The organism is Photorhabdus noenieputensis, from assembly GCF_018448935.1.
Classification (GTDB): domain Bacteria; phylum Pseudomonadota; class Gammaproteobacteria; order Enterobacterales; family Enterobacteriaceae; genus Photorhabdus; species Photorhabdus noenieputensis.
This window is the reverse complement of the sequence record NZ_RCWC01000037.1, coordinates 1-19,476: the sequence shown is the minus strand read 5'-3', so window position 1 is coordinate 19,476 and position 19,476 is coordinate 1. Positions and strand designations below refer to the sequence as shown.

General features: G+C 43.2%; 16 protein-coding genes and 1 pseudogene. 15 read left to right on the top strand and 2 right to left on the bottom strand.

The genetic code is table 11. The features are described 5' to 3' along the window. Positions 1–233 precede the first annotated feature (233 nt). The 14 genes from ispC (at position 234) to tilS (ending at position 17,943) form a co-directional block, all read left to right on the top strand. The gene (gene ispC, locus EAE91_RS19665; RefSeq protein ID WP_214089967.1) at positions 234–1,430 is read left to right on the top strand and encodes a 1-deoxy-D-xylulose-5-phosphate reductoisomerase; all 1,197 of its coding nucleotides are present in this window, start codon (positions 234–236) and stop codon (positions 1,428–1,430) included. Between the two features lie 283 nt (positions 1,431–1,713). Next, on the top strand, positions 1,714–2,409 hold the full coding sequence (ispU, locus tag EAE91_RS19660; RefSeq protein WP_244868950.1) for a (2E,6E)-farnesyl-diphosphate-specific ditrans,polycis-undecaprenyl-diphosphate synthase: 696 nt from the start codon (positions 1,714–1,716) through the stop codon (positions 2,407–2,409). 9 nt (positions 2,410–2,418) lie between these two features. Then, on the top strand, positions 2,419–3,267 hold the full coding sequence (gene cdsA, locus EAE91_RS19655; protein ID WP_214089966.1) for a phosphatidate cytidylyltransferase: 849 nt from the start codon (positions 2,419–2,421) through the stop codon (positions 3,265–3,267). Between the two features lie 28 nt (positions 3,268–3,295). Further along, positions 3,296–4,651: a sigma E protease regulator RseP gene (gene rseP, locus EAE91_RS19650; RefSeq protein ID WP_214089965.1), complete on the top strand. Its 1,356-nt coding sequence runs from the start codon at positions 3,296–3,298 to the stop codon at positions 4,649–4,651. Positions 4,652–4,685: 34 nt separating this feature from the next. Continuing rightward, positions 4,686–7,079 carry an outer membrane protein assembly factor BamA gene (bamA, locus tag EAE91_RS19645; protein WP_214089993.1) on the top strand — a complete coding sequence of 798 codons (2,394 nt, stop codon included), beginning with the start codon at positions 4,686–4,688 and terminating at the stop codon, positions 7,077–7,079. 110 nt (positions 7,080–7,189) lie between these two features. Then, a complete protein-coding gene (gene skp / locus EAE91_RS19640; RefSeq protein WP_214089964.1) occupies positions 7,190–7,687 on the top strand; it encodes a molecular chaperone Skp in 498 nt (165 codons plus the stop codon). A 3-nt stretch (positions 7,688–7,690) separates the two neighbouring features. Next, the gene (gene lpxD, locus EAE91_RS19635; RefSeq protein ID WP_214089963.1) at positions 7,691–8,719 is read left to right on the top strand and encodes a UDP-3-O-(3-hydroxymyristoyl)glucosamine N-acyltransferase; all 1,029 of its coding nucleotides are present in this window, start codon (positions 7,691–7,693) and stop codon (positions 8,717–8,719) included. A 154-nt stretch (positions 8,720–8,873) separates the two neighbouring features. Further along, positions 8,874–9,326 (top strand): 3-hydroxyacyl-ACP dehydratase FabZ, encoded by a 453-nt coding sequence (fabZ, locus tag EAE91_RS19630; protein WP_036781244.1) that lies wholly within the window; start codon positions 8,874–8,876, stop codon positions 9,324–9,326. A 3-nt stretch (positions 9,327–9,329) separates the two neighbouring features. After that, positions 9,330–10,118, top strand: a complete 789-nt coding sequence (gene lpxA, locus EAE91_RS19625; protein ID WP_214089962.1) for an acyl-ACP--UDP-N-acetylglucosamine O-acyltransferase — start codon at positions 9,330–9,332, stop codon at positions 10,116–10,118. Between the two features lie 4 nt (positions 10,119–10,122). Next, on the top strand, positions 10,123–11,307 hold the full coding sequence (gene lpxB / locus EAE91_RS19620) for a lipid-A-disaccharide synthase (RefSeq protein ID WP_214089961.1): 1,185 nt from the start codon (positions 10,123–10,125) through the stop codon (positions 11,305–11,307). Continuing rightward, positions 11,304–11,897: a ribonuclease HII gene (rnhB, locus tag EAE91_RS19615; RefSeq protein WP_214089960.1), complete on the top strand. Its 594-nt coding sequence runs from the start codon at positions 11,304–11,306 to the stop codon at positions 11,895–11,897. Before lpxB ends, rnhB begins: the two co-directional genes overlap by 4 nt. Before the next feature lie 53 nt (positions 11,898–11,950). Beyond that, positions 11,951–15,433 carry a DNA polymerase III subunit alpha gene (gene dnaE / locus EAE91_RS19610; RefSeq protein ID WP_214089959.1) on the top strand — a complete coding sequence of 1,161 codons (3,483 nt, stop codon included), beginning with the start codon at positions 11,951–11,953 and terminating at the stop codon, positions 15,431–15,433. Between the two features lie 12 nt (positions 15,434–15,445). Further along, positions 15,446–16,405 carry an acetyl-CoA carboxylase carboxyl transferase subunit alpha gene (gene accA, locus EAE91_RS19605; protein WP_214089958.1) on the top strand — a complete coding sequence of 320 codons (960 nt, stop codon included), beginning with the start codon at positions 15,446–15,448 and terminating at the stop codon, positions 16,403–16,405. Between the two features lie 209 nt (positions 16,406–16,614). Next, on the top strand, positions 16,615–17,943 hold the full coding sequence (gene tilS, locus EAE91_RS19600) for a tRNA lysidine(34) synthetase TilS (RefSeq protein ID WP_214089957.1): 1,329 nt from the start codon (positions 16,615–16,617) through the stop codon (positions 17,941–17,943). A gap of 32 nt (positions 17,944–17,975) precedes the next feature. Here tilS and rof read toward each other — a convergent pair whose 3' ends face one another. Then, a complete protein-coding gene (rof, locus tag EAE91_RS19595; RefSeq protein WP_214089956.1) occupies positions 17,976–18,242 on the bottom strand; it encodes a Rho-binding antiterminator in 267 nt (88 codons plus the stop codon). Between the two features lie 333 nt (positions 18,243–18,575). Between rof and nlpE the strand changes: the two genes are divergently transcribed. Further along, positions 18,576–19,241 carry an envelope stress response activation lipoprotein NlpE gene (gene nlpE / locus EAE91_RS19590; protein ID WP_247982983.1) on the top strand — a complete coding sequence of 222 codons (666 nt, stop codon included), beginning with the start codon at positions 18,576–18,578 and terminating at the stop codon, positions 19,239–19,241. Positions 19,242–19,354: 113 nt separating this feature from the next. On the opposite strand, the pseudogene EAE91_RS25080 reads toward nlpE, so the two are convergent. After that, positions 19,355–19,476 (bottom strand): annotated as a pseudogene (locus EAE91_RS25080) (IS982 family transposase); the annotation flags it as partial.

Here is a 19,476-nt window from a genome sequence, read left to right as displayed (position 1 = left end):
AGATGCATCGCGGCGGCAAGGGAGCGAATCCCCGGGAGTATAGATAACTCTGTGACCGGGGTGAGAGAGTGCAGCCAACAAAGAGGCAACTTGAAAGATGACGGGTATATCAAGCGCTGCTATCGTGCGGCGCTATTTTTTATTCGGCATTTCTCTGAAGTCATGAGCGCTCATAGCCAGGCAAATCAGACAAGTATCAATACACACCAAATAAAACAATTCAGAGCATCAGTATGAAAAGGTTGACCATTCTTGGTTCCACAGGTTCGGTAGGCAAAAGTACACTTACTGTAGTTCGCAATAATCCTGATAAATTTAAAGTAACAGCGCTTGCCGCTGGAAAAAATGTCCAGGTTATGGCTGAACAATGTCTGGAATTTCGGCCTCAATATGCTGCGATGGCGGACGAAGTTTCTGCAAAAGAGTTGCGTCAGTTGCTCATTGAACAAGGTTGTAAAACCGAGGTATTTTTCGGGGAACAGGCTGCGTGTGATTTAGCTGCTTTGAATGATGTTGATCAGGTGATGTCTGGGATTGTTGGTGTTGCTGGTTTATTGCCAACGCTGGCTGCCATCCGAGCGGGTAAACAGATTTTACTTGCTAATAAAGAGTCGCTGATTACCAGTGGTCGGTTTTTTATGGATGCGGTGGCGCAACATAATGCTCAACTATTACCCATAGACAGTGAACATAATGCTATTTTCCAGAGTTTACCTGAGGTCATACAGCGAAACCTTGGGCGCGGAGATCTAAAACAACATGGAATTGCTAATATCATTCTGACAGGATCTGGTGGGCCTTTTCGTCATACTCCTTTGGAGCAATTGGCTTTTGTCACACCGGACCAGGCTTGTGCTCATCCGAATTGGTCGATGGGGCGTAAGATTTCGGTAGATTCTGCAACAATGATGAATAAGGGATTGGAATATATTGAGGCGTGTTGCTTGTTCAATGCATCTGCTGCGGAAATGGAAGTAGTAATCCATCCTCAATCGGTTATTCACTCTATGGTTCGTTATCAGGATGGCAGCGTTATTGCTCAATTAGGAACGCCGGATATGTGTACACCAATTGCCTATGCGATGGCGTACCCAAATCGTATTGCTTCTGGTGTTGAACCTCTTGATTTTTATTCTTTAGGTACACTGACGTTCTCGAAACCAGATTATGAACGGTATCCATGTTTGAAACTAGCTATTGAAGCTTGCCACGCAGGTCAGGCTGCAACGACAGCCTTGAATGCAGCGAATGAAGAAATCGTTAAGGTTTTTTTACAAAATGGAATCTCTTTCACAGATATTGCAATTATAAACCGGCTGGTTGTAGAAAAACTAAATTTACCGGAACCTCAGAGCATTGAGGAAGTCTTACAGATTGACAATCTCGCAAGAGATTTGGCTATGAAGACTATTCGTTCGTTTATCAGATAGTCTTTGATTGGCAAATGGGTATTTGTCCGCATTTTTACCTGATGGTATAGTTTGCGTATAACTGTTGGTTGATATAATTAACGGTCCAGATTTTGGAAGTTCTCTTCCAGATAATTAGGCTTTTACCCAGGCCGTGGATACCAGACACGGCTTTTTTATGTTTGGATGCCTGAACTTGTAAGAGAATTACCCTGACCAGTAAAGGATTAATTGAGTGATATTATCCAGCAATCATCATCAGAACGATTTATCGTCATTATTACCTAAACATGTTGCCATTATTATGGATGGTAACGGCCGTTGGGCAAAGAAACGAGGGAAATTAAGAGCCTTTGGTCATCGTGCGGGGATTAAAGCGGTACGGAGTGCGGTGAGTTTCTCGGCTAAACATAAAATTGAGTCACTGACGCTATACGCTTTCAGTAGTGAAAACTGGAATCGGCCGGAGCAAGAAGTCAGTTCTTTAATGGAATTATTTATTTTTGCACTAGATAGCGAAGTCAAAAGTTTACATAAGCATAATATTAGATTATCTGTTATTGGTGATATCAGCCGGTTCAGTGAGCGTTTACAGGATCGTATCTGCCGCTCAGTTAAGTTGACTGCTAATAATACGGGGCTGCAACTTAATATTGCTGCAAACTATGGTGGTCGTTGGGATATTGTTCAAAGTGTTCAGAAAATTGCTCGGCAGATTAAAGATAATTCCCTTGAGCCGCAGGATATTACTGAAGAATTAGTTAATAATTATGTGAATCTAAGCCAGCAACCTCAGGTTGATTTAGTCATCAGAACCGGAGGTGAGCATCGTATCAGTAATTTTCTATTATGGCAGATAGCTTATGCAGAATTCTATTTTACCGATATACTCTGGCCTGATTTTGATGAAACTGTTTTTGAAGGTGCAATTAATGCCTTTGCCAAAAGAGAACGCCGGTTTGGCGGAACAATACCAGACGATGCCAATATGGGATCATAGGAGGAACTCTTGCTGAAGTACCGCCTTATAACGGCTGTGATATTAATCCCTCTTGTGATTGCCGCTTTGTTTTTGCTGCCGCCAGTAGCGTTTGGGCTGGTTATTATTGCTGTTTCAGCCCTTGCTGCATGGGAATGGGGGCAATTCGCTGGCTTATTTAGTCAAACGAAACGGGTTATTCTGGCAGTTCTGTTTGCTATTGGTTTATTAGCCCTACAGTATACTCTGCCAGATTTCACTGATTTAGTTGGACAACCGCAAATCACTTTTATCCTGTGGGGGGGGATGATTTGGTGGGTTGTTGCGACGCTTCTGGTTGTTACCTATCCTTCTTCCGCTGCAATTTGGAAGAAATCCATTCTATTGCGCCTTTTGTTTGGTGTCCTGACATTAGTGCCGTTTTACTGTGGAATGATGGTCTTGCGGACTCAGGGATATGATGATAATTCATATTATGGTGCATGGTGGTTACTGTATGTCATGTTGTTGGTATGGGGAGCGGATTCCGGTGCTTATCTCTTCGGACGTACTTTAGGTAAACGTAAAATGGCACCGAAAGTTTCTCCAGGAAAAACGCTGGAAGGATTAATCGGGGGATTAATGACAGCGGCCGTTATTTCATGGTTGTTTGGGAAATATGCTCCAGTACCTGCAATGCCTGAAAAACTTATGTTGTGTTCTGCTATTGTTGTTATCGCTTCTGTATTTGGTGATTTGACTGAGAGTATGTTCAAACGTGAATCAGGTATTAAGGATAGCAGCCAGCTAATTCCGGGACATGGCGGTGTTATGGATCGTATTGATAGTCTGACTGCTGCGATCCCTGTCTTTGCCGGCATGATATTGCTGGTGTTTTGATCTCTCTGTTTGACGGCGTTTAAAAAATATGATGGGAATTCTCTGGAATCTGGCGGCTTTTATTATTGCGCTAGGCATATTGATCACTGTGCATGAGTTCGGTCATTTTTGGGTAGCTAGAAAGTGTGGTATCTACGTTGAGCGTTTTTCCATTGGTTTTGGTAAAGCGCTATGGCGGCGTATGGATCGCCAGGGGACGGAATATGTTATAGCCCTTATCCCGCTGGGGGGATATGTGAAAATGCTTGATGAGCGTGTTTCACCTGTTTCTCCTGAACACCGTCATATGGCATTCAATAATAAAACACTTGGGCAGCGTGCCGCGGTTGTCAGTGCCGGGCCAATTGCTAACTTTTTATTGGCGGCTGTGGTTTATTGGTTAGTGTTTATTATTGGTGTGCCGGCAATCCGTCCTGTTGTTGCGGATATCAAACCGGATTCTATCGCTGCGCAAGCAAATATTTCATCAGGAATGGAACTAAAATCCGTAGATGGTATCGAAACGCCTGATTGGAATTCAGTTCGTTTTGCTCTGGTGGGTAAGATAGGTGATGATAACATGACCGTTCAGGTTATCTCTCCAGGTTCATCATATCCGGTAGAGAAAATTTTGGATTTGCAGCAATGGAACTTTGATCCTGATAAGCAAGATCCTGTGTTGTCTCTAGGAATTATGCCTGTCGGCCCTTATTTGGATTCTCTGGTGGAAAAAGTTATCCCTGGCTCCGCAGCAGAAAAAGCGGGTTTGCAAAAGGAGGATAGGATAGTTAAAGTCGGTGACCAGGAAATAGATGCTTGGCATACTTTTACATCCTTTGTCAGTAATAATCCGAATGTCCCGCTGGAACTTTCCGTGGATCGGGCTGGTCATATTATTTCCCTCTCTATGACGCCGGAAGTAAGACAACAGTCCGGTGGCAGGAAAGTTGGTTTTGCCGGTGTGGAGCTGCGAGTTGTGCCATTAGCCGATGAATATAAAATCGTTCAGCAATACGGGCCTTTCTCCGCCATGTATCAGGCAGGAGATAAGACTTGGCAACTGATGCGATTAACTGTCAGTATGATTGGTAAGCTGATCGTTGGTGATGTGAAAATTAACAACCTGAGTGGGCCTATCTCTATCGCCAAAGGGGCGGGGGTGTCGGCTGATTCCGGCTTGGTGTATTATTTGATGTTTTTGGCGCTAATAAGCGTCAATCTTGGGATTATTAACCTAATTCCATTACCTGTGTTAGATGGTGGACATCTGCTCTTCTTGTTTATCGAAAAGATAAAGGGTGGGCCGGTTTCCGAGCGTGTACAAGACTTCAGCTATCGCATCGGTGCTATGATACTGGTGTTATTGATGGGGCTTGCACTTTTCAATGATTTCTCCCGTTTTTAAAGCGGAAGACTGGTTAGGAAGACGCATTACAACGATGGCGATGAAAAAGTTACTCATAGCGTCGCTGCTGTTCGGCAGCGCCACTGCATACGGTGCAAACGGATTCGTAGTTCAGGACATTCACTTTGAAGGTCTTCAACGCGTCGCCGTAGGTGCAGCATTATTGAATATGCCAGTTCGCGTAGGTGATACGGTTAGCGATGAAGATATCGGTCGTACCATTCATGCACTATTTGCTACTGGTAACTTTGAAGACGTTCGTGTCCTGCGTGATGGCAATACACTTATTGTTCAGGTAAAAGAACGGCCGACTATTGCCAGCATCACTTTCTCCGGCAATAAATCGGTGAAAGATGACATGTTGAAACAAAACCTTGAGGCATCTCATGTTCGGGTCGGAGAAGCCCTTGACCGCACGATGCTGTCCAATATCGAAAGAGGGTTGGAAGATTTCTACTACAGTGTGGGTAAATACAACGCTAGTGTAAAAGCGGTTGTTACGCCACTTCCACGTAACCGTGTCGATTTAAAACTGGTTTTCGCTGAAGGTGTTTCGGCAAAAATCCAGCAAATTAACATTGTCGGTAATAAATCATTTTCTTCTGATGAATTATTGAATCGTTTCCAACTTAGAGATGATGTGCCGTGGTGGAATCTGACCGCCGATCAGAAATATCAGAAACAAAAACTGACTGGTGACCTTGAAGCATTACGCAGTTTTTACCTTGATCGCGGTTATGCCCGTTTCAACATTGATTCGACTCAGGTCAGTTTGACGCCAGATAAAAAAGGTATTTATGTCACGATAAATATGACTGAAGGGGATCAATACAAAATATCAGGTATTGACATCAACGGTAATATGGCGGGTTATCAGTCAGAAATTACTAAACTGGCTGCCATTGAGCCTGGATCTCTGTATAACGGGACTCAGGTGACTAAAATGGAAAATGACATCAAGAACCTGCTTGGTCGCTATGGTTATGCTTACCCACGGGTGATGACGCAACCGGAAATCAATGATCAGGATAAAACAGTAAGACTGCATGTCAATATTGATGCAGGTAACCGCTTCTATGTTCGTAAAATTCGTTTCTCTGGTAATGACACCACTAAAGATTCCGTTCTGCGTCGTGAAATGCGTCAGATGGAAAGAGCATGGTTAGGGAGTGATCTGGTTGAACTGGGTAAAGAGCGTCTTAACCGTTTGGGTTATTTCGAAACGGTAGATGTTGAAACTCAGCGTGTACCAGGCAGCCCTGATCAGGTAGATGTCGTTTATAAAGTTAAAGAACGTAATACCGGTTCTTTGAACTTTGGTGTTGGTTTTGGTACAGAAAGTGGCGTTAGTTTCCAGATTGGTGCTCAGCAAGATAACTGGTTAGGTACAGGTAATGCTGTGGGGATTAATGCTAGTAAGAACGATTATTCAACCTATGCGGAGCTTTCCTTCACTGATCCATACTTCACAGTTAATGGTGTGAGTCTTGGTGGCCGGGTATTCTTCAACGATTTCAAAGCCGATGATGCTGAATTATCCGGTTATACTAACCAAAGTTATGGTGTAAATGGTTTTCTCGGTTTCCCGATTAATGAAAATAATTCCCTGAATTTTGGATTAAATTATATTCATAACTCGCTGTCTGATATGCTTCCTCAGGCAGGCATGTGGCGTTATCTGAGGTCTATGGGTGAAAAACCAGATTTTGTAAGTAAAGCTGAATTCAAAGCGGATGACTTTGCTCTAAGCATGGGGTGGACATATAACAACCTTGACCGCGGTTTCTTCCCAACATCTGGTGTGAAATCGACACTGAATGGTAAAGTGACTATTCCTGGTTCGGATAATAAATTCTATAGAGTGACTCTTGACACTTCTGCGTACTATCCGATTAATGATGATCGTACGTGGGTGATTTTGGGGCGCAGCCGTTTAGGTTATGGTGATGGATTAGGTGGTAAAGAGTTGCCATTCTATGAAAACTTTTATGCAGGTGGCTCCAGTACGGTTCGTGGTTTCCGCTCGAACAATATCGGTCCTAAGGCTATTTACTTGAATAAGGACGGGCTGCCTAAGAAAGATAGTCCATCTCGTGATGCCGTGGGGGGGAACGCAATGGCGGTAGCCAGCCTTGAGTTGATTACTCCGACGCCATTCCTCGATAGTAAGTATTCGAATTCTGTCCGAACTTCATTCTTTATTGATTCAGGTACGGTTTGGGATACCTATTGGAATGATTCTGTTGCGATGAAAAACAATGGTATACCTGATTACGGCAAACCGGGTAATATCCGCGTTTCGGCGGGTATTGCATTGCAATGGATGTCTCCTTTAGGTCCGCTGGTGTTCTCTTATGCTAAGCCGATCAAAGACTATGAAGGCGATAGATCAGAGCAATTCCAATTTAATATTGGCAAAACCTGGTGATAATGCGTTTTTATCTTATTATTGATAGAGCAAGCTCTGAAATCGTAAGTTTCAGAGCATTGACTAAGTTTTCCAATAGGTTACAGATAGCGTGGTTTAAGGAGTTTATAGTGAAAAAATGGTTGTGTGCAGCAAGCTTTGGTATTGCATTAGCTTTCTCTGTTGGCGCTCAGGCAGCAGACAAAATTGCCGTTGTAAATGTTGGTGAGATTTTCCAGCAGTTGCCAGCCCGCGAAGCTGTTGCGAAGCAGTTGGAAAATGAGTTTAAAAACCGCGCATCTGAATTGCAACGGATGGAAACTGACTTGCAATCCAAGATCCAGAAATTACAGCGTGATGGTTCCACTATGAAATCCAGTGAGCGTACTAAGCTGGAAAAAGATGTGATGGCTAAGCGTGAAGAATTTGCCAAAAAAGCTCAAGCTTTTGAACAAGATCACCGTCGTCGCGAGATGGAAGAACGCAACAAAATTCTAAGTCGTATTCAGGACGCAATCAAAGTGGTTGCTGGCAAAGAAGGCTATGATGTTGTTATTGATGCGAATGCTGTTGCTTATTCAGTATCTGGCAAAAATATTACTGCAAGTGTATTGAAACAGGTTAAATAACAGATGCCTTCAATTCGATTGGCTGATTTAGCTCAGCAGTTGAATGCACAATTACATGGTGATGGCGATATTGTTATCACCAGTATTGCACCAATGCATTCGGCCAATGGCGAACAGATCACTTTTTTGTCTGACAGTCGTTATCGTGAACGTTTAGGTGAATGTCAGGCTGCCGCTGTCGTTCTCCAAGCGTCAGATCTTCCTTATTGCAATATTCCAGCGTTGGTTGTCGCCAATCCTTATCTGGCATATGCCTATATGGCTCAGATTATGGATACAACACCAGTTCCCGCACAAGATATTCACTCTTCTGCGGTGATTTCACCTCAGGCAACTTTGGGTAAAAACGTTGCTGTCGGAGCCAATTCTGTTATCGAATCTGGCGTTGTTCTTGGTGACAATGTTGTTATCGGTGCAGGCTGCTTTATTGGTAAAAATACGCGCATTGGTGCGGGAAGTCGCCTTTGGGCGAATGTCTCGATTTATCATAATGTTGAAATGGGTGAACAGTGTTTGATCCAGTCAGGAGCAGTGATTGGATCTGATGGTTTTGGCTATGCGAATGATCGTGGCAAGTGGGTTAAAATCCCTCAATTAGGTTCAGTCATTATTGGTGACCGGGTTGAGATTGGCGCTTGTACAACGATCGATCGGGGAGCTTTGGATAATACCATTATTGGTAATGGTGTCATTATCGATAACCAGTGTCAGATTGCTCATAATGTTATCATTGGTGACAATACAGCGGTTGCTGGCGGTGTGATCATGGCCGGTAGTCTGAAAATTGGTTGTTACTGTATGATTGGTGGTGCCAGTGTAATTAATGGACATATGGAAATCTGTGATAAGGTAACAGTCACGGGGATGAGTATGGTGATGCGTCCCATCACTGAACCTGGTGTATACTCCTCTGGTATTCCGGCACAACCAAATAAAGTTTGGCGTAAGACGGCAGCTTTAGTCATGAATATCAATGAAATGAATAAACGTCTTAAGTCAATGGAGAACAAACTGGAAGGCGAAAACGAGTAATTGCACTATATTTAATTGTACTAGATTTAATTGCACTATATTTTTATTTTTGGTTGTGTCTTATTTTGCGGCCTGCCTGGGAACTCTGGATTTGGGGTTTAAGCGGGCCGTGTCGTTAATACAATTAGTCCTTTTTGACAGGAAGAGTATTTAGATGAGTGATAATCATACTCTGCACATTGAAGAAATTTTAGATTTACTTCCACATCGTTATCCGTTTTTATTGGTGGATCGCGTTCTTGATTTTGAGGAAGGTAAATTCTTACGTGCAGTAAAAAATGTATCTTTTAACGAACCCTTCTTTCAGGGGCATTTTCCCGGCAAACCTATTTTCCCAGGTGTTCTGATCCTTGAAGCTATGGCGCAGGCTACCGGAATTCTGGCATTTAAGAGTGTGGGTAAACTAGAGCCAAATGAGCTCTATTATTTTGCCGCTATCGATGGTGCCCGTTTTAAACGTCCGGTAGTGCCTGGGGATCAAATGATATTAGAAGTAGAATTTATTAAAGAGCGTCGAGGGGTTGCGCGTTGTAGAGGCGTAGCGAAAGTCGATGGAGAAGTGGCTTGCGAAGCAGAAATGATGTGTGCTCGCCGTCGTGAGGTTTAGTCTATGATTGATGAAACCGCTTATATACATCCTAGCGCTATTGTGGAAGATGGTGCGGTTATTGGTGCCAATGTTCGTATTGGGCCATTTTGTTGTATTGGTTCACAGGTTGAAATTGGCGAAGGTACAGAGCTGAAGTCTCATGTTGTTGTCAATGGAATAACCAAAATAGGCCGTGATAACCAGATTTTTCAGTTTGCTTCTATTGGCGAAATGAATCAGGACCTGAAATATCACGGTGAACCAACCCGAGTTGAAATTGGTGATCGTAACCGTATCCGCGAAAGTGTCACTATTCATCGTGGTACCGAGCAGGGTGGCGGTGTAACGAAAATCGGCAATGATAATTTGCTGATGATTAATGCCCATATCGCTCATGACTGTATTCTCGGTGATCGTTGTGTCATTGCTAATAATGGTACTTTGGGGGGGCATGTTATCCTGGGTGATTATGTCATCATTGGTGGTATGAGTGCGATTCATCAGTTCTGTCAGATAGGCTCTCATGCTATGGTGGGAGGATGTTCTGGTGTGGTACAGGATATTCCGCCATATGTTATTGCTCAGGGGAATCATGCAACACCTTTTGGTACTAATGTCGAAGGTCTGAAACGCCGTGGTTTTGATAAAGATTCATTGCATGCAATTAGAAATGCGTACAAGATTTTGTATCGTAACGGAAAAACGTTAGAAGAAGCACAACGAGAAATTGCTGAGTTGGCTGAAAATAATCAGCATGTGAAGATCTTCAGCGATTTTTTGGCAAATTCTACCCGCGGCATTATCCGTTAAGTAGATGAAGGATACTCCTTTGGCTACCATTTCTTCTATTGATAGTCTGCGTCCGTTGACTATTGGATTAATCGCCGGAGAAACCTCCGGTGATATCCTTGGTGCAGGCTTAATTCGTGCTTTAAAAGCGAAAGTGCCTAATGCCCGTTTTGTTGGTGTGGCAGGTCCTCTTATGCAGGCTGAAGGTTGTGAAGCTTGGTATGAGATGGAAGAGCTAGCAGTAATGGGGATTGTCGAAGTTCTCGAACGTTTACCTCGTTTGTTGAAAATACGTAAGGATCTGACAACCCGCTTCACTGAATTGAAACCTGATGTGTTTGTAGGCATCGATGCACCGGATTTCAATATTACCTTGGAAGGTCGGTTAAAACAGCGGGGCATCCGCACTATTCATTATGTTAGTCCGTCGGTATGGGCTTGGCGGCAGAAACGTGTTTTCAAAATTGGTAAAGCCACAGATATGGTACTGGCTTTCTTACCTTTTGAAAAAGCGTTTTACGATAAGTTTAATGTTCCGTGTCGGTTTATTGGGCATACCATGGCGGATGCTATGCCATTGCAACCGAATAAAGCGGCGGCACGTGAGTTATTAGGTATTCCGCCAGAGGCTGTTTGCTTGGCTTTATTGCCGGGAAGTCGACATTCCGAGGTTGAGATGCTGAGTGAGGATTTTCTTAAAACTGCTCAGTTATTGCAGCGAAGCATACCTGATCTGCATGTATTTGTGCCATTAGTGAATGCTAAACGGCGTGAACAATTTGAGTGCATTAAACAAGAAGTTGCGTCAGAGCTGAATGTTCATCTTGTGGACGGTAAAGCGCGAGAAATCATGATCGCAAGTGATGCCGCACTTTTGGCCTCTGGTACTGCTGCCTTGGAATGTATGTTGGCAAAATGTCCAATGGTGGTTGGTTACCGGATGAGGCCATTGACTTTCTGGTTGGCAAAACGCTTGGTAAAAACGCCTTATGTTTCATTGCCTAACTTATTATCCGGTGAAGAGTTAGTTAAAGAATTATTGCAGCAAGAATGTCAGCCGCAAAAACTTGCAGATGAATTGTTGCCGTTACTACAAAGCAATGAAAAAGTTGAAATATTGAAGCAGACATTTTTACATTTGCATGAAAGCATTCGTTGTAATGCTGACGAACAAGCAGCACAAGCGGTGTTGGAATTGGCAGGAAAATGATGGAATTTATATATCCTCGGGCGAGTCTGATTGCTGGGGTTGATGAAGTTGGTCGAGGCCCGTTAGTGGGTGCAGTTGTAACTGCGGCGGTTATTTTAGATCCATTACGGCCGATAGTTGGTTTGGCTGATTCTAAAAAACTTAGTGAAAAACGCCGTGAGGCACTGTATCTGGAGATCACAGAAAAAGCATTGTGCTGGAGTTTAGGGCGTGCAGAACCGGCAGAAATTGATCAATTGAATATCCTGCATGCAACTATGCTTGCGATGCAAAGGGCTGTGGCTAATTTGCCTATTTCTCCTGAATATGTACTGATTGATGGTAACCGTTGCCCTAAATTGCCCATGCCGGCACAAGCGGTGATAAAAGGCGATGGGCTGGTTGCTGAAATCAGTGCCGCTTCTATTGTGGCGAAAGTTACCAGAGATCGGGAAATGGCTGAACTTGATCAACTGTTTCCTGAATATGGATTTGCTAAGCATAAAGGCTACCCGACGGCATTTCATTTAGAAAAGTTGGCTCAGTTGGGAGCGACAGAACATCATCGTAAAAGTTTTGCGCCGGTTAAGAGAGCAATTGGCCTTAAGTAAACTTGTTGACTGAATACAGCTATTCTTCAAATTGATATCATCTGGATAAATATATGGCCGAACCCCGTTTTGTGCACTTACGTGTTCACAGCGACTATTCAATGATTGATGGCTTAGCCAAAACCAGCCCTTTAGTGAAAAAGGTTGCGCAGTTAGGTATGCCGGCTTTTGCGATCACTGATTTTACTAATTTGTGTGGGTTGGTGAGATTTTACGGCAGTGCTCATGGGGCAGGAATAAAACCGATTATTGGTGCTGATTTCTATGTAGAAAGTGAACTGCTTGGTGATGAGTACGCTAGCCTCACCATTCTTGCGCGCAATAATACTGGTTATCATAATCTGACGTTGCTGATATCAGAGGCTTATCAAAAGGGATATGGTGCGATTGGTCCGACAATTAAGCTGGAATGGCTGATAAACCATAAAGAAGGGCTAATCTTGCTCTCCGGTGGCCGTATGGGAGATGTGGGTAAATTCTTGCTACGTGGTAATCAGGTTATGGTGGACCAATGCCTTGAGTTTTATCAGGAGCATTTTCCCGGCTGTTATTATTTGGAGTTGATCCGCACTGGGCGTGCAGATGAAGAAAGTTATCTGCACGCAGCGGTTGCACTGGCAACGGAAAGAAACCTGCCTGTCGTTGCAACTAATGATGTTTGTTTCATTGATAGCGAAGATTTTGATGCACATGAGATTCGCGTAGCGATTCATGATGGCTATACTTTGGCTGACCCCAAACGCCCGAAAAATTACAGTCCTCAGCAATATTTGCGTAGTGAACAGGAAATGTGTGAACTATTCGCTGATATTCCTGAAGCGCTGGAAAACAGTGTAGAAATTGCTAAGCGTTGTAATGTCACTATTCGCCTTGGTGAATATTTTCTGCCGCAATTCCCTACGGGAGAAATGAGTACTGAAGATTATCTGATAGATAGATCTAAACAAGGGTTGGAAGAACGCTTAGCATTTCTCTATCCAGATCCTAAGGTACGCGCAGAAAAACGCCCTGAATATGATGAGAGACTCGATGTTGAACTTCGGGTTATCAACCAGATGGGGTTTCCAGGTTACTTCCTGATCGTGATGGAATTCATTCAGTGGTCGAAAGACAACGGTGTTCCTGTTGGCCCTGGACGTGGTTCGGGTGCGGGTTCTCTGGTGGCTTATGCCCTGAAAATAACCGATCTTGATCCTTTGGAGTTTGATCTGCTATTTGAACGATTCCTTAACCCTGAACGTGTTTCTATGCCCGATTTTGACGTCGATTTCTGTATGGAAAAACGCGATCTGGTGATTGATCATGTGGCTGATATATATGGTCGTGACGCCGTATCTCAGATCATCACATTCGGTACAATGGCTGCGAAAGCGGTAATCCGGGATGTTGGCCGTGTGCTAGGGCATCCATACGGATTTGTTGATAGGATTTCCAAATTGATACCGCTTGATCCAGGTATGACGTTGGAGAAAGCATTTGCCGCAGAGCCTCAACTTCCTGAAATCTATGAAGCGGATGAGGAAGTTAAGGCGCTGATAGATATGGCGCGTAAATTGGAAGGTGTTACTCGTAATGCCGGGAAACACGCGGGTGGGGTGGTTATCGCTCCAACTAAGATCACTGATTTTTCGCCTCTCTATTGTGACCCGGAAGGTTTGAACCCGGTTACTCAGTTTGATAAAAACGATGTGGAATATGCAGGGTTGGTGAAATTTGACTTCCTCGGGCTGAGGACACTGACCATTATCAACTGGGCATTAGAGATGATCAACGCTCGTAGGGCGAAGAAAGATCTAGAGCCGATTGATATTGCAGCAATTCCGCTGAGCGACGCTAAAAGCTTTGATATGCTGCAACGCGCTGAAACAACAGCGGTATTTCAGCTTGAATCCCGTGGTATGAAGGACCTGATTAAACGTCTGCGTCCCGACTGCTTTGAAGATATGATCGCGCTTGTTGCTTTATTCCGTCCAGGTCCTTTGCAATCAGGCATGGTGGATAACTTCATTGACCGTAAACACGGTCGGGAAGAGATCTCATACCCGGATATACAGTGGCAGCACGAATCTTTACAGCCAGTGTTAGAGCCAACTTACGGCATTATCCTTTACCAAGAACAAGTGATGCAGATTGCTCAGGTGCTGGCGGGATATACTCTCGGTGGTGCAGATATGCTCCGACGAGCGATGGGCAAGAAAAAACCGGAGGAGATGGCTAAGCAGCGTTCTGTCTTTGAAGACGGCGCAAAAAAACTGGGTATTGATGGCCAACTGGCAATGAAAATCTTTGACCTGGTAGAGAAGTTTGCCGGTTACGGATTTAACAAATCTCACTCTGCTGCATATGCCTTGGTCTCTTATCAAACCTTATGGTTGAAAGCACATTACCCGGCTGAATTCATGGCTGCGGTAATGACTGCTGATATGGATAATACAGAAAAAGTTGTTGGTTTGATTGATGAATGCTGGCGCATGGGGCTGAAAATCTTACCTCCTGATATCAATAGTGGCTTGTATCATTTCCACGTTAATGATGACGGGGAGATCGTATATGGTATCGGCGCAATTAAAGGGGTAGGTGAAGGGCCAATTGAAGCGATCATTGAAGCTCGTCAGAAAGGTGGTTATTTTAGAGAACTGTTTGATTTATGTGCCCGTGTTGACATCAAGAAGTTAAATCGCCGAGTGATGGAAAAACTGATCATGTCAGGGGCATTTGATCGTTTGGGGCCACATCGTGCAGCACTGATGTCTACGTTGGAAGATGCCTTAAAAGCGGCAGATCAACATGCTAAAGCGGAAGCTACTGGTCAGACTGATATGTTTGGTGTATTAGCTGAAGAGCCAGAAGAAGTGGAACGCTCTTATGCCAATATTCCTCAATGGCAGGAACAAATTGTTCTTGATGGTGAACGGGAAACGTTGGGACTTTATTTAACTGGGCATCCTATCACCCGTTATTTAAAAGAAATTGAGCGCTATACTAATGGATTGAGGTTAAAAGATGTGAACCCAACACCGCGCGGTCAGGCAACGACTGTGATAGGTTTGGTGTTAGCGTCCAAAGTGATTATAACCAAACGGGGTAACCGGATTGGTATTTGTACCTTAGATGACCGTTCAGGACGTCTAGAAGTTATGTTATTTTCCGATGCCTTGGAGAAATATCGGCATTTGTTAGAACAAGACCGGATATTAATTGCTACAGGGCAGGTCAGCTTTGATGACTTCAATGGCGGTCTTAAAATGACAGCTCGTGAATTAATGGATATTAGTGAAGCGCGTGAAAAATATGCGCGTGGGCTTGCTATCTCGCTGTCAGACAGGCAAATTGATGATCAATTGTTGAGCCGTCTTCGTAGTGCATTGGAACCACACCGTTCGGGAACGATACCAGTTCATCTTTATTACCAGAGGGAAGACGCCCGCGCCCGTTTAAGATTTGGCGCGACGTGGAGGGTAACGCCAACGGATAACCTTCTGACAGATTTGCGAACTCTGCTGGGTAATGAGCAGGTAGAATTAGAATTTGACTAAAATAGGAATGTTATGAGTCTGAATTTTCTTGAATTTGAACAGCCGATTGCCGAGCTGGAAGCGAAAATTGATTCGCTAACCGCAGTTAGCCGTCAAGGTGAAAAATTAGATATAAATCTGGATGAAGAAGTACAACGTTTGCGAGAAAAAAGTCTGGAATTGACTCGTAAAATCTTTTCAGATTTAGGTGCCTGGCAAGTTGCTCAGCTTGCTAGGCACCCACGTCGTCCTTATACGTTGGACTACATTCAGCATATTTTTACTGATTTTGAAGAGCTTGCTGGTGATCGTGCTTATGCTGATGACAAAGCAATTGTTGGTGGTCTGGCTCGTCTTGATGGGCGTCCAGTGATGGTTATTGGTCACCAAAAAGGTCGTGAAACCAAAGAAAAAATTCGCCGTAATTTCGGTATGCCAGCGCCAGAAGGGTATCGTAAGGCTTTGCGTCTGATGGAAATGGCAGAGCGCTTTAAACTGCCAATCATTACTTTCATTGATACTCCTGGTGCATATCCAGGGGTTGGTGCAGAAGAGCGTGGCCAATCTGAGGCGATTGCTCGCAACTTGCGTGAAATGTCTCGCCTGTCTGTGCCTGTTATTTGTACCGTGATTGGTGAAGGTGGCTCTGGTGGTGCATTGGCGATTGGTGTTGGTGATAAAGTGAATATGCTGCAATATAGTACTTATTCTGTTATCTCCCCAGAAGGTTGTGCCTCAATTTTGTGGAAAAGCGCGGAAAAAGCACCTTTGGCGGCAGAAGCGATGGGGATTATTGCACCTCGTTTGAAAGAGTTGGAGTTGGTCGATACTGTGATCTCAGAGCCATTAGGTGGCGCTCATCGTGACTATGAAGTAATATCTGCGTCGTTGAAAGCTCAGTTGTTGGTTGATCTAGCAGAGCTTGATCATTTGACATCAGAAGAGTTAATCGACCGCCGATATCAGCGCTTAATGCAATATGGTTATTGTTGATATCTGAACTCATTGTTTGAATGAGGGATGGAAATGATTGTAACTGATAAATTTCAGCTACTTCCATCCCTTATTATTTCTGTTTTATTTATTTTGTCTTTTTAATGAAAGTGACGAAAAACGTTATTAACGGGCAGTGATCTTAAACTGAATAAAATAAGTGATAACAAATTCATATTATTGCATATTAGAGAACGCTTGAATCTGTAATGACAAACATTAATGAGCGACTATTTGTCACTTTGGCTAAACAGCTTGGTGAATATAAGAAAATTCTGGTTGGATTCAGTGGTGGGCTAGATTCCTCTGTTTTGCTTCATTTGCTGGTTAATTGGCGTAATCAACATAATCAGGAAATTCAACTAAGAGCAATGCATATTCACCACGGTTTAAACCTAAAAGCAGATCAGTGGGTTGAACATTGCCAGCAGATTTGTGATGACTGGAAAGTGGCGTTTCATTCTGCAAGAGTCACGATAGATGCTCGTCAAAAGGGGATTGAGGCTGCGGCTCGCGATGCTCGATATCAGGTATTCAAGCGCGAATTACAAAAAGATGAAGTTTTGGTAACAGCTCAACATCTTGATGATCAAGCGGAGACTTTTTTACTGGCATTAAAGCGAGGTAGTGGTCCGGCAGGTCTTGCTTCTATGCCTTCAATCGCTGTGTTTGCTGATACATTATTGTTACGTCCGTTACTTGGCTATGGCCGGAATGAATTGGAAATGTATGCCAGTAAACATCGTCTGAATTGGATTGAAGACGACAGTAATCAAGATGATCGTTATGACAGAAATTTTCTGCGCTTACATATCATGCCGTTACTGAATCAACGTTGGCCGCATTTCCCACAATCTGTTGCTCGTAGTGCAAGTTTATGTGGTGAACAAGAGCAGCTTCTGGATGAATTACTGAATGAGTCTCTGAAAGAGCTGATAACTCAAGATGGTGCTTTGGGTATTTCGTCTTTGGCTGTATGTTCAGAAGCCAAACGAAATGCTTTGTTACGCCGTTGGTTTGGTTACCATGAGATGAAAATGCCTTCACGAGAGCAGCTTAACCGGCTTTGGTATGAGGTGGCGCTTGCTCGTACCGATGCTGAGCCTCGTCTACAATTTGGTAAATATGATGTACGCCGTTATAAGCAAAAACTCTGGTTGGTTCCTCAGTGGCAATCTTTGAGAGAGATTATTCTTGAGTGGGATATTTGCAATACTTTGGTATTACCGGATCACTTAGGAGAATTGAATATTGCTGATTGCGGTATTCAAGTAAGGGCCCCGGCTGATAATGAACGAGTGACTATTCGCTTTGGTGTCCAAGGAATGATAAGTATTGTGGGGCGTCAACACTCCCGGCATAGTAAAAAATTGTGGCAAGAGCTTGGGGTTGCCCCGTGGCTTAGAGAGAGAATTCCACTGCTTTATTACAACGAACAATTGATCGCGGCGTTAGGTGTTTTTGTTACCAAGGAAAGTGAAACGGCAGAAGGAAGGGTGATGTTAACAATTAACTGGCATAAAACGCTGTTAAAATAAAAAGTTAAGCCGCCAAAGGCGGCTGTTTTCTATCAAGATTCAGAGGGTTCAATAGTAATAGTGCCAATTTTAGGGTGACTGAAACTAGCAATATGATCTAACCGCAACTCACGGGGTTTACCTTCTGTTTCAATTATCAAGTATTCAGCTTTTTTTCTTAAAACCAAATCACAGGCTTTTCCTTCAATAACTTCCCCGCCCCGCAACTTTATGTGGAGATGGAGCTGATGTTGGCAAGTTGACTCAAGATTGTCGTAGTCGTCACAGTTAATTGGTTGATATTCAGTATTTATAGACATATTCGCTCACCACTATGGTTAGTGGCGGTTATTGCCGCCCGTGGTTGTTAAAAATTGTAACTCAAAAGCACTATTAATGACTATAGCACAGGAAATCAATCGTGATTAATGAATAACTTTGGTTATTCATTCTGAACAGTAAATAAATAAAAGTCTTATTTCACAGCAAGTTCCTGACAAAAGGATTAAAATCGGCCTACGTTATTTTGCTATTATTGAGTAACATCCTTAAGAAGGACAGTATTTACGCTATTAAGCTTGAATAATCACTATGTTCCTTGTGTTACTTATAAGATGAGAATTATGAGCTCATTATACTGTGTGGAGATAAATGTGAATAAAAAACTTTTGACCGCGTTAGTTGCTGTGGGCGTATCTGCTTTGATGGGATGTAAAGGTAACTCAGCACAGCAAACGAGTTCACAGCCAGTAGATCAGACTTTTCATGGCGCTCTTCCTTGCGCTGATTGTTCTGGTATTGATACCACACTGTTATTGGATAATGACGGTACTTATATTCTGGAACAAACTTATCTTGGCGCTCGTGATGGTGACCAGTCGTTCTTTGAATCCGGTCTATGGGCAAAAGATGGAGCGAAAATTCGCCTGACAAATTCAGACGACCAGAAATCTTATTATCAGTCGAAAGGTGAAAATTTGGTAATGCTGGATATTGAAGGCAATACAATTGAATCATCATTCAACTATGAACTACAGCGGGTAAAACCGAAGAAACTAATGGGTGAATACAGTTATATGGCTGATGCTGCTTCATTTACTGATTGTAGTACAGGTAAGCAGTATGCGGTAACGGAAAGCCTGGATTTGGAGCAAGGCTATCACCAAGTTGGTGTGGAAGGTGGAACGCCGGTTTATGTTGAAGTTGAAGGCTATTACAGCATCCGTCCTTCAATGGAAGATGGACAATTTGATCCTGCCTTGATTCAGACAGGTAAAATCCATTTCGATAAATCGAAATCTTGTAATATGAAGAAATAATTCCAGCTTAGTATGAATGGTGATAATGGGCTAAAAAGCGTAAAATGCTCTGTTGCGACATGACCATTATCACCATACTATTCAATAAATTACTGCAATAACCCTAATTAACCTCAGCTTCGTTTAAAAATAGCGATATCACAATCCCGTAAATTCAAGCTCGGTTTTTTAGGTTGGAATGTATAAGCAATTAGGCCAGCGACGATTTCCAATAAAAAACCGAGTTGACTGCGGT

Excerpts from the sequence above, each read along its gene's own strand:
- ispC (WP_214089967.1), top strand. The coding sequence starts at position 234 with ATGAAAAGGTTGACCATTCTTGGTTCCACAGGTTCGGTAGGCAAAAGT.
- ispU (WP_244868950.1), top strand. The coding sequence starts at position 1,714 with ATGGATGGTAACGGCCGTTGGGCAAAGAAACGAGGGAAATTAAGAGCC.
- rseP (WP_214089965.1), top strand. The coding sequence starts at position 3,296 with ATGATGGGAATTCTCTGGAATCTGGCGGCTTTTATTATTGCGCTAGGC.
- bamA (WP_214089993.1), top strand. The coding sequence starts at position 4,686 with ATGGCGATGAAAAAGTTACTCATAGCGTCGCTGCTGTTCGGCAGCGCC.
- lpxD (WP_214089963.1), top strand. The coding sequence starts at position 7,691 with ATGCCTTCAATTCGATTGGCTGATTTAGCTCAGCAGTTGAATGCACAA.
- fabZ (WP_036781244.1), top strand. The coding sequence starts at position 8,874 with ATGAGTGATAATCATACTCTGCACATTGAAGAAATTTTAGATTTACTT.
- lpxA (WP_214089962.1), top strand. The coding sequence starts at position 9,330 with ATGATTGATGAAACCGCTTATATACATCCTAGCGCTATTGTGGAAGAT.
- lpxB (WP_214089961.1), top strand. The coding sequence starts at position 10,123 with ATGAAGGATACTCCTTTGGCTACCATTTCTTCTATTGATAGTCTGCGT.
- rnhB (WP_214089960.1), top strand. The coding sequence starts at position 11,304 with ATGATGGAATTTATATATCCTCGGGCGAGTCTGATTGCTGGGGTTGAT.
- dnaE (WP_214089959.1), top strand. The coding sequence starts at position 11,951 with ATGGCCGAACCCCGTTTTGTGCACTTACGTGTTCACAGCGACTATTCA.
- accA (WP_214089958.1), top strand. The coding sequence starts at position 15,446 with ATGAGTCTGAATTTTCTTGAATTTGAACAGCCGATTGCCGAGCTGGAA.
- tilS (WP_214089957.1), top strand. The coding sequence starts at position 16,615 with ATGACAAACATTAATGAGCGACTATTTGTCACTTTGGCTAAACAGCTT.
- rof (WP_214089956.1), bottom strand. The coding sequence starts at position 18,242 with ATGTCTATAAATACTGAATATCAACCAATTAACTGTGACGACTACGAC.